Here is an 8573-nt window from a genome sequence, read left to right on the forward strand (position 1 = left end):
GCTGACCAAGGCGTTTGCGCGTTTCTTAAAAGATAAGAATGTATAAAATTTGTTACAACCAAAGTCCTTGTTAGTATAGTATTTTATGTCCCAATCCAATGGAAAGAAGCCTGACGGTAAATAGGAGGAGTGTCTAATGCCCGTGGTAAGAGAAAAAGCTCACGACCGGTAAATAGGGGAAGTGTCTAATGCTCGTGGTAAGAGAAAAAGCTCACGACCGGTAAATAGGGGAAGTGTCTAATGCCCGTGGTAAGAGAAAAAGCTCACGACTGGTAAATAGGGGGAGTCTCTAATGCCCGTGGTAAGGGGAAAAGCTCACGACCGGTAAATAGGGGGAGTTTCTAATGCCCGTGGTAAGAGAAAAAGCTCACGACTGGTAAATAGGGGAAGTGTCTAATGCCGTGGTAAGAGAAAAAGCTCACAACCGGTAAATAGGGGGAGTTTCTAATGCCCATGGTAAGAGGAAAAGCTCACGACCGGTAAATAGGAGGGGTTTCTAATGCCCGTGGTAAAGGGAAAAGCTTACGATCGGTAAATAGGAGTAGTTTCTAATGCCCGTGGTAAAGGGAAAAGCTCACGATCGGTAAATAGGGGGAGTTTTTAATGAACGTGACAAATTTGCCTGGTTACAAAGGGCTAAGGACTTTTGTACGCTTAAGAGCGACTAGGTCTCTGTCTGCGCTCCGCTAGCGAATCGACCAGTCGTCTTGATCGTGGCTGACCAAGACGCTTTCGCTTTTCTCATTTCGACAGGAATTGTCGAAATGTTTCAATAACTAACAATTTCTGCAGGTGATATACTAAAAATTGTAATCATACAATAGAGATATATTTTTATAGGGGGCTTATTTCGTGCAGTGGTTTTTGAAGGCATTCCAGAATTACGCCGTATTTAACGGTAGGGCCAGACGTAAGGAATACTGGTTTTTTGCGCTGTTCATGGGGATTATTGGAATCGTACTGACAGTCTTATTGGAAGTGTCTGATTCATGGGCAGTAATAATCATCGCTCTTATTTTTTGTTTAGCCATGATTATCCCATCGATTGCTGTGACCGTCCGCAGATTGCACGATATCGGCCGCAGTGGCTGGTGGTATTTACTTAGCTTAGTTCCGATTGGCAACATCGTGATCCTCATTTTCACGTTGCTCGACAGCCAGCCAGAAACAAATCAATGGGGTCCAAACCCAAAAGAGAAGAGCCTTTAATCGAAAAAAGCCGCTGCGATAGCGGTTTTTATTTTTCCAATAAATGTTACTACTTCCATAAGGAACGTCCATATATAATAGAAAAATAGACATAAAAAACTAGGGGGAAATCAGTTGGGCAAGCGAATTATTCTATCAATTATCGCCTTGATGCTATGCAGTCCTGGCTTAGGGCTGACAGCAGGCGTAGCGCCAGCCGCAGCATCTGCAGAAGAACCAATATTAGACTATCTCGAGAGCGCCTCCCTATCACAAACCGAGGCAAACGTTGGCGATACAATTACCATTAAGGCAAAATTAAACGTCACATCTGACATCTTACGGAGTGTGCAGGCGCATTTATCAGGTGACACCGAAAAGGTAGTCGGCATGACATACAATGTCAGTGAAGACAGATGGATCGGCACGTACCAAATCCAGCCGTATGACCATCAAGGGAAATGGAACCTCTCCTTTTATATAGAAAAAAAAGAGGGTGCATGGGGAGAGCCAAAAACGGACCAATACATCACGGTCACTAACCCGAACGAAGACCGTGCGCTTCCGGTGATGAATAGCATCACTCTTGAACCGCAAGCAGTCAAGGCAGGCGAGCCGTTCCAGATTCGGGCAAAAATATCCGATAACTTCGGGGTCGCATCCGTTAAAGCAAATTTTAAAAAGGATGGAACTACCTGGATCGGTCCGAAGCTGACATACGACAGCAGTAAGGATGAGTGGGCGGTGCCTTACACATTTGCAACTAACACCAATCCGGGCGATTGGCAGCTGGAGTTAACGATTACGGATTTGGCAAGCAACGTAACGACGGCAACGAAAGACTTTCAGATGACGAACCCAAATCTAGATACGGCACCACCTACATTCAAAAGCTTAAAAATAAGCAAAGAAGTTGTCACTCATAGTGATGAGCTGAAGGTGCAGGCGGACATCAGTGATGACAATTCCGGCATCGCGTTGGCCGAAGTAAGATTCGAGTTCATTGATTTAACGCATTTTTATAATTTTACCCTTGAAAAAAATCCTTCAACGGGCTTATGGGAAACGACGATAAAAGTTCCTTCCTACTTTGAAACGGGCACCTTTAACGTGTATCTTCATGTAGAGGATAAAGCAGGAAATGCGATTTTTCCAAGAAATGGCCAGATGCTGCAGGTCTATGTGGCTAAGCCAATCGTTAACAAGGTTACGGACAAAGATACCTATGTCCGGGGGCAAGGGGAACCTGGCTTTACCATTGAAGTTAGATCGGGCGAAACATTGCTCGGGTCTGCGGTGGTAGGTGTGGACCGCAAGTTCAGCGTTCCGATTCCAGCTCAAAAAGAGGGCACCGAATTATCAGTGGGCACTATCGATAGCTATGGGACAAAAAGTGTACCCGCACATGTTGTTGTTGAAAAAACAAAACCGTCTGGCTGGGTAAGCCAGGATGGCAAATGGTACTATTATGATCCTGCCACGTTTAATTTGAAGACGGGCTGGTTTAAGGTCGGAACCACTTGGTATTATGCGAACGCAAGCGGCGTGATGCAGACGGGCTGGATTAAGCTTGGTACTACGTGGTGTTACTTAGCGAGCAATGGCGCGATGAAAACCGGCTGGCTGCAGCTCGGCAAGACGTGGTACTACTTCAACGGCAGTGGTGCAATGGCGACTGGCTGGTTGAAGAGCGGAACGAAATGGTATTACTTCAACGGCAGCGGTGCAATGGTTACGGGGTGGCTGAAGAGTGGTACCCATTGGTATTACTTGAATAGTACCGGCGCCATGGTCACTGGCTGGGTAAAAATCGGCGGAAAATCGTATTATTTTTATAGTACAGGTATTTTAAGATAAACAAGGGAAAGCACACGACGTGAAATCGTGTGCTTTTTTGTGGTGTGGGGATGTTTTATGAGCGAATATGGAGTACTAATGAGCGAATCTAGAAATATATGAGCGAATTTTAAACTTTTATGAGTGAATCTACGAATTTATGAGCGAATCCTTGGCTGCTTGGCGTTTCTTCTTTTTCCACGGTTTAAATACTGATATACAGAAAATAAACAGGGTAACGACTACTTGAAAAATAACGGCATACTGCCTCAAGGTTTCATTTTCAATAAAAACAGGATTCATCAAGGCCTGGCTCCGTTCAGTTTCCAGCAGGGCCATATTTGCCATCATTAATCGATCAACGACGAAGATTCCGACAACAGTTTGTCCGACAAAAAGCCCCCATTTCACCGTCACCCATCTGTGCTTGAAAAATCCCCACGGGGTCATCACGCTATAAACGATTCCGACAAGTAGCGTGCCTACTGCCCCCGTTCGGACAATGAGGTCACTGATTGTGACCATGTGTTTATAGATTTCAAAGGTTTCGAGGAAGGCTGAGGACTTCGGCCAAAAACTCAAGGCGGTCGAGCTCATAATCCCCCCGAAAAATAACGCCACCAATACGATATGAACAATCTTTAACCATTTCATCCCGGTCGGTCCTAATTTTTTCATAGTTGCATCCTCTCTTGTTTTTTACTAGTGTAACAAGAAATCTCTTCAGAAAAATTAAGCCAGAGACGGAACTTTGACTAGGTCTCGAGGCTGAATCTACAACTATAGTCGTAGAAAACTTCCAACTAAAGCAGAATGTCTATTTTTTACAAAAATACTAAAATAAAGGCATCAATAGGGGATGGGGATGGACGGAATGAAAATATATGAAACTCATGTAAACACAAGGAATTTAGAACAATCCATTGAATTCTATCAATCACTGGGGTTGGAGCTCGCTTATGTGATTGAAGAGAGACGAGTCGCGTTTTTCTGGCTGGGGGATGCCGAGAAGAAGGAACAAATGCTTGGCGTGTGGGAGGAGCCTGCTGAAAAGTTTGTGCCATCCCACTTTGCCTTTGGGGTGTCACTGGAAGAGTTAATGAAGATACCTTCCTTTTTAGAAAAAAAGGGAATCGAGCTGCGCCCATCGTTCGGGCTGGATACCTCAGAGCCAGTGGTCCACGCCTGGATGCCGGCCGCCTCTTACTATTTCGCGGACCCGGACGGCAACTCGCTGGAATATTTGGCGTTGCTAGAGGGGGAGGCGCAGCCTGAGCTTGGTGTGGTCCACTTGAGCACGTGGAATGAGGTGAGGAATCATGATAAAAGGTTTGTATGAAGCACATTTACCTGTTAGCAATCTGGAACGGTCTATCGATTTTTATAAAAATCTCAATTTAGAATTGGCTTTTCAAAAGGAGAAGTTGGCTTTCTTTTGGATTGAAAAGGGTCGCAGCTGGCTGGGGTTGTGGGAAACGGATCGAGTCGAGACTCCCTATCATCCTTCCTTGAGGCACGTCGCGTTCCGGGTGGAGTTGGAGGATATGGAGAAGGTGAAGGTGTGGCTTTCGGAAAAGGGGATTGCGATTAAGCCGGATTTCGGTTTTTCGGCGAAAAACCAGCCGCTCGTGCTGCAGAATCATCCTCATGCGCATGCCGCCATCTATTTTCAGGATCCAGATGGCAATTCTTTGGAGTTCATGGCGCCCTTGCGATTGGATGTGGCGGAGGAGTTTGGGATGATGTCGTTGGAGGAGTGGAATCGGGGGAAGTAGAGGATGCTGGGTGCTGGCGGTGGCTCGGGCTGCGGCGGGCACCCTTTTTTTATGAATTGGAAGGGAATTTCCAACTTTTGTAGAATTCCTTGCTGGATTTGTAGAATAACTTGAAATTTTGTAGAATTCCTCCGTGGATTTGTAGAATTAATCTATTTTAGTGTAGCTAACCCCTGGATTGGTTAAGAAATAATCCAAAACCTTTTAGAAAAAACCTTTATTTGTAGATAAATCCTGAATTTGTGTAGATATAATCCAAAAGTGTGTAGAATTCCTCGAAAACGACGGGATGTTCCGTTCTGGATCTGGGTAAATCCTATAATAATTAGGTAATATTCCAACCAAGCTCTGGAGGAATCCTCTTAAATTAGGTAATATTCCAACCAAGCTCTATCAAAATCCCTTAAAATAGGTAATTGTCCATCCAGTTCAAGAGAAATTCGCATAGGTTAGGTATAATTCCATTAAAAGCTCAAGATAATTTCAAAAAAAACTACTAAACTCCCCCTAAAACCAGTCCCAATCTCCTAAATAGGCATCCTCGCAGACCTTTTGGGGACAGTCCCCCAGTTGGGTAACGCTTTAACGTAGCAGGGGACAGTCCCCCGGCTGGGTAACGCTTTAACGTAGCGGGGGACTGTCCCCAAACTTATCACTAACACTCATAATTTCCCAAAAAAATTAGCATAATAACCCTATATGACTAAATGCTGTAATCTTGGAGGTTTCTTGTGGAAGAGATGAATCATACTGTTCGCCTGACGACAGGGGAAATAGCGAATCTATGGACGCAATACATTAACGATACCATGGCCATTTGTGTACTTAGCCACTCAATTGAAACAACGCAGGACCAGCAGATTCAAGGACATCCTTCAGTTTGCTCTTCAACTAGCCGAATCACATATCGGAAAAATTACCGCTTTTTTCAACGAAGAAAACTTTCCGATTCCAATAGGATTTACGAAAAACGACGTAAATCTCGGTGCACCGGCGTTATTTACAGATAAATTCATGCTGGCGTATATGCTGATTATGGGAATCCACGGCCTGACCGGCTACGCGGGAGCAGTCAGTACATCGGCGCGCGCCGACCAACGAGCCTATTACATCCAATGTAGCATCGAAACAATGGAGTTACATGATAAAATCGTAGAACTCATGCTGGAAAAAGGAATCTACAGTAAGCCGCCAAGAATCAACACGCCAAAACAGGTCGACTTTGTTAATGAGCAGAGTTATTTAACAGGCTGGTTTGGAAAGAAACGGCCGCTAAATGCGATGGAAATCAGTGGGATTAGCTACAACATGCAAAAAACAGTCGCAAAGGCGGTACTGGAAATTGCCTTTGCCCAAACCTGTCAATCGAAAGAGCTACGGCAATATTTTCAAAGAGGAAAAGAAATTTGTAAAAGGGAGTTCGAAACCTTGAGTTCGATCCTAACAAAAGATGATCTCACCTCACCCGCTTCATGGATATCAGAATTGACTGATTCAACCATTCCACCGTTTTCAGATAAATTGATGTTATCTCATATCGTCATCCTAATTTCTGCGGGAGTCGGCTACTTTGGCGCCGGCTTATCGGTTTCACAGAGAAGGGACCTGGCGCTACAATACACGATTCTTATGGCCGACATCGGAAGATACGCAGAGGATGGGGCACAGCTATTGATCAAGAATGGCTGGTTGGAACAGCCGCCACTTGCCACAGACCGAAATGACTTAGCCGAAAAATAAAGAGGAAAAGGGGGCTAGAAATGGTTTTATTGATAATAACCGTAATTGGATCCATCCTAGCAATCATTTTTATCCCAAAGCGCATTTCCAAGTTAGAAATGTATACAACCTCCTTCTTTGCAATATTCCTTGCAGCGGTCGCAGACATTTATTTAGATATAAAATTTGATTTTTACGGCTTTTTCAATAAGGGCGTGGACTGGCAATACCTGCCCATATTTGTTTTTGTTTATCCAGCGGCAAACATCGTGTTCCTAAATTTTTACCCCTTTAAAAAGGCATGGATGAAAAAAGTACTCTATATTGTAATTTGGACATTTCTGACCACTGGCTTTGAATATATCGCATTACATACAGAGGTTTTTTATCATAACGAATGGAGGCTGTGGTATTCCTTCTTTTGCTACCCTTTTCTTTACTTGATCCTGGTCGTGAATCTAAGGTTTATTAGGTTTTTAGCAAAAAATAATTGAAAATGGTGAATAACATGCCGATCATTACACAAAAGTGGCACCCAAGAAGACCGAAGGCAAACCTAACCTCCTTTAACATCAATTATGTACGTGTGGGAAACCCGTTTATGCCTTTATGGTGGGGACTGGCGATGCCAGGCGCGGGCCACATTATGATTGGGAAAAAATTTAAGGGGTTTTTGTTATTTGTATTTGAGTTCCTCGTCAATACACAAGCCCATTTGAACTTATCCATTTTTTATTCGTGTACCGGACAATTCGAGTTGGCAAAAGCGTGTCTAGATAGCAGATGGTTCTTCATTTATATAGGCGTCTACATTTTTAACGCCTGGGACGCGTACCGATTAACGACGGATATCAACCAATTTTCGATACTCGCGGTGAGAGAGAAAACACCATTCCAAGCATTTAACATCAGTATCTTGGAAATCAACTACCTTCAAAGGCTCAATCCATGGGTCCCTGTCTTTTGGTCGGTGGTTACGCCGGGCCTGGGGCACCTAATTGTTAGAAATGTCGTCTCCGGTGTCTACCTGATAGTTTGGTTCATCATCTCGATTTACCAATCGAGGATACTGGAAGGAGTGTATTTTTGTGTGTTGGGGGAGTTTGAGCAAGCATCAGCCGTAATGAATATCCAATGGACAATGTATTTACCCTCAGTATATTGTTTTGCAGCATGTGACAGCTACTATCACGCGGTTGAAATCAATGAGTTGTTTAAGATGGAACAAGCCTGTTATTTGAAAAAGAACTACTTTGGCGCGAAATATAAACAATATTTTATCAACCAATTGGAGAATGTCTAATGCCTGTTATCTCAATCTTCGAGCATTCCTTAGCACTCGAGCTCGCCATTAGTGAATTAGAAAATCATCACATCGAAAAAGAGAGAATCCTAGCTGCTCCTGTCAAGAAAAATGTCGTCGAAAAAAAGTACCTCGACCCATACAACGCGGATGGACTCAATCTGTTTATAGTGTCGGGAATCGGCATGTCTGTCATGCTACTTGGCACGATGTACGGGTTTGTCCTTTATTGGGGTCCCATCCTTTGGGGCTTGATCGGATTAATTGCCGGGTCAATTATTGGACTTGTCATTGATTACATATGGAAAAAAACCGTCCGGAAAAAGACACTCAGAAAAAACATCGCAGACGTGCTGTTAATTGTGAATTGCGAAGAAGACCAGGTGGAGCTGGTGGAGAATATTCTTAAACAGCATCATACGTTGGGGCTGGTAAGAATCTAGCGAAAGGTCGCGGCATTTCTGTTCTTGAAAACCAATAGGTTGGTTTGTTAAAATACTTGTATAAAATTGCAAAGGCGATGGAGTTCGCCATAAACGCCGACAAGCTAATGACTCCTACCAGACAAATCCCTGGTAGGAGTCTATTTATTTGGCTGTTTTTTATTAAAATGAATGTATTCAAAGTGAATTTGTAGTGTAAAATTTCACATTGAATACCAATTTTATGATATATCAGCGAATTCCTAGCTCTTATCAGCGAATCTAAGATTTTATCGGCGAATTTCGAGCATTTATGATGCTAGACTAAAA

Annotated in this window: 9 protein-coding genes, 1 pseudogene and 1 riboswitch; of the genes and pseudogenes, 9 read left to right on the top strand and 1 reads right to left on the bottom strand. The window is 43.5% G+C overall.

The genetic code is table 11. The features are described from left to right. The first annotated feature begins 852 nt into the window (after positions 1–852). Together ABES03_RS06220 and ABES03_RS06225 are read left to right on the top strand one after the other, a co-directional pair. Positions 853–1209 carry a DUF805 domain-containing protein gene (locus ABES03_RS06220; protein WP_430116108.1) on the top strand — a complete coding sequence of 119 codons (357 nt, stop codon included), beginning with the start codon at positions 853–855 and terminating at the stop codon, positions 1207–1209. Between the two features lie 150 nt (positions 1210–1359). Continuing rightward, positions 1360–3045 (top strand): Ig-like domain-containing protein, encoded by a 1686-nt coding sequence (locus ABES03_RS06225; RefSeq protein WP_430116110.1) that lies wholly within the window; start codon positions 1360–1362, stop codon positions 3043–3045. A 129-nt stretch (positions 3046–3174) separates the two neighbouring features. Here ABES03_RS06225 and ABES03_RS06230 read toward each other — a convergent pair whose 3' ends face one another. Next, entirely contained in the window at positions 3175–3702 is a 528-nt protein-coding gene (locus ABES03_RS06230) for a DUF2269 family protein (protein WP_430116111.1), read from the bottom strand. Positions 3703–3889: 187 nt separating this feature from the next. On the opposite strand from ABES03_RS06230, the gene ABES03_RS06235 reads away from it, so the two are divergent. The 7 genes and pseudogenes from ABES03_RS06235 to ABES03_RS06265 all read left to right on the top strand — a co-directional run bounded on the left by ABES03_RS06235 (position 3890) and on the right by ABES03_RS06265 (position 8264). Continuing rightward, positions 3890–4363, top strand: a complete 474-nt coding sequence (locus ABES03_RS06235; RefSeq protein ID WP_430116113.1) for a VOC family protein — start codon at positions 3890–3892, stop codon at positions 4361–4363. Beyond that, positions 4344–4799, top strand: coding sequence for a VOC family protein (locus ABES03_RS06240; RefSeq protein ID WP_430116115.1), 456 nt, complete (start codon positions 4344–4346; stop codon positions 4797–4799). Before ABES03_RS06235 ends, ABES03_RS06240 begins: the two co-directional genes overlap by 20 nt. Before the next feature lie 740 nt (positions 4800–5539). Next, positions 5540–5602, top strand: a pseudogene (locus ABES03_RS06245) (hypothetical protein); the annotation flags it as partial. A 34-nt stretch (positions 5603–5636) separates the two neighbouring features. After that, the gene (locus ABES03_RS06250; protein ID WP_430116116.1) at positions 5637–6539 is read left to right on the top strand and encodes a DUF3231 family protein; all 903 of its coding nucleotides are present in this window, start codon (positions 5637–5639) and stop codon (positions 6537–6539) included. A gap of 20 nt (positions 6540–6559) precedes the next feature. Beyond that, complete coding sequence (locus tag ABES03_RS06255; protein WP_430116118.1) at positions 6560–7012, top strand: CBO0543 family protein; 453 nt, start codon at positions 6560–6562, stop codon at positions 7010–7012. Between the two features lie 14 nt (positions 7013–7026). Then, positions 7027–7821, top strand: a complete 795-nt coding sequence (locus ABES03_RS06260) for a hypothetical protein (protein WP_430116120.1) — start codon at positions 7027–7029, stop codon at positions 7819–7821. Further along, on the top strand, positions 7821–8264 hold the full coding sequence (locus ABES03_RS06265; RefSeq protein WP_430116122.1) for a hypothetical protein: 444 nt from the start codon (positions 7821–7823) through the stop codon (positions 8262–8264). Before ABES03_RS06260 ends, ABES03_RS06265 begins: the two co-directional genes overlap by 1 nt. A gap of 64 nt (positions 8265–8328) precedes the next feature. Continuing rightward, positions 8329–8388, top strand: a riboswitch (Fluoride riboswitch). Positions 8389–8573: the final 185 nt, after the last annotated feature.

Source organism: Neobacillus rhizosphaerae, from assembly GCF_050477885.1.
GTDB lineage: Bacteria > Bacillota > Bacilli > Bacillales > Cytobacillaceae > Neobacillus > Neobacillus rhizosphaerae_A.